The sequence below is a fragment of the Dietzia maris genome, from assembly GCF_014144855.1.
GTDB classification, from domain to species: domain Bacteria; phylum Actinomycetota; class Actinomycetes; order Mycobacteriales; family Mycobacteriaceae; genus Dietzia; species Dietzia kunjamensis.
On sequence record NZ_JAALDN010000018.1, the window covers coordinates 1 to 1,514 of the forward strand.

A 1,514-nucleotide genomic window follows, 5' to 3' on the forward strand; every position below is an offset into this window, starting at 1 on the left:
CCTCCCATCGGCGCCGCTTCGTGACGGACGGGCAGCGGTGGCGGGCCGAGGAACTTCCGGGCTGACACACGAGAGAACGAGAGATCCCATGATCACCTTCACCGACGCGTTGGTCCTGCCCGTGTCCGCGGACCCGGCCGCGCCTGCCTGGTTCCACGGCTGGGTCCACGTGGACGACGCCGGCATCATCGCCGGACTCGGCCCCGGCGACCCGCCGCCCGGCCTGCCGGGCGAAGTCCACGACCTCGGCGGCGCCATCCTGGCCCCCGGGTTCGTCTCCGCGCACAGCCACCTGTTCACCGCCGGGATGCGCGGCACCGCCCCCGACGACACGCTCTACGGCTGGGTGTCGACGCTGGGCGAGATGATGGTCGGGGCGGAGGCCGAGGACCTGTACTGGTTCACCCTCGCCGGCTGCCTGGACTTCCTCCGCAACGGCGTCACCAGCGCCTACAACTTCACCCAGAGCCGGGTCGTGGCGGTGTTCGACCACGCCTCCTCGACCCTGGTCGCCGAGCGGGTCCACGACATCGACTTCCTCACCCGGCAGATCGACGCCCAGGCCGACTCCGGGCTCCGCTGCGTCACCTCCACCCGCCTCGACGACGAGCAGCTCCCCGAGGCCGAGTGCTTCGACGCGTTCGCCCACGTCACCGAGCACCGACTGCGCACCGTTCCCCGCGAGCTGGACCTGGGCGGGTCGGTGTTCGGATCCGTGCAGTGGTCGTCCTCGCCGGCCACGGCCGAGCGCGAGCGCCACGCCATGCACACCCACGGTGTGGGCAACCAGGCCCACTTCGTGGAGACCGCCGAGCACCTCGAGGTACAGCGGGCCAAGTTCGACTGGTACGACCGCGCCGGGGTCCTGGGCCCCGACTTCGCGTTCGGCCACTTCGTCCACCCCACCGACCACATGGTCCGCCGGGTCGCGGAGACCGACTCCGCCGTGATCTGGCAGGCCACCTCCAACGGCCGGCTGGGCTCGGGCATCGCCGACATCACCCGGTACCGGGACGCGGGCATCCGCGTGGGGATGGGCCTGGACGACCAGTCCTGCACCGACGTGTCCGACCCGTTCCAGAACATGCGGATCGGCCTGTACACCCAGCGCGCCGTCCACTCCGACGCCGCGGTGCTGGCCGCCCGCGAGGTCCTGCACATGCACACCCTGGGGGCCGCGGAAGCCCTCGGCCTGTCCGACCGGGTGGGCAGCGTGGAGGTGGGAAAGCACGCGGACCTCGTCGTCGTCGACCCCACGTCCCCGGCCACCGGACCGATCTGGGACCCCGTCGCCACGTACGTCCTGGCGTGCTCGCTGCGCAATCTCACCCACGTCTACGTGGGCGGACGCCTGGTGGCGGAGGGCGCGCGCAGCCTGCACCCGCTCGCCGACGAGGCCGACGCCCAGCTCACCGAGCGCATGATCCGCTCGGCCCGGGCGCGGGGGTTCACCCCGGCGTTCACGCCGGGCCTGGTGCGGGCATGACCTCCGGAGCCGCGGCGGTGCTCATCGA

The 1,514-nt window shown here is 72.3% G+C and carries 1 protein-coding gene; it reads left to right on the plus strand.

From position 1 onward, the window contains the following. Nucleotides 1–88 precede the first annotated feature (88 nt). Entirely contained in the window at nt 89–1,486 is a 1,398-nt protein-coding gene (locus G6024_RS00610; RefSeq protein ID WP_159147579.1) for an amidohydrolase family protein, read from the plus strand. The last annotated feature ends 28 nt before the right edge of the window (nt 1,487–1,514 follow it).

What these genes read in the sequence shown, in the direction of transcription:
- G6024_RS00610 (WP_159147579.1), top strand. Translation starts at nt 89, where the DNA reads ATGATCACCTTCACCGACGCGTTGGTCCTGCCCGTGTCCGCGGACCCG.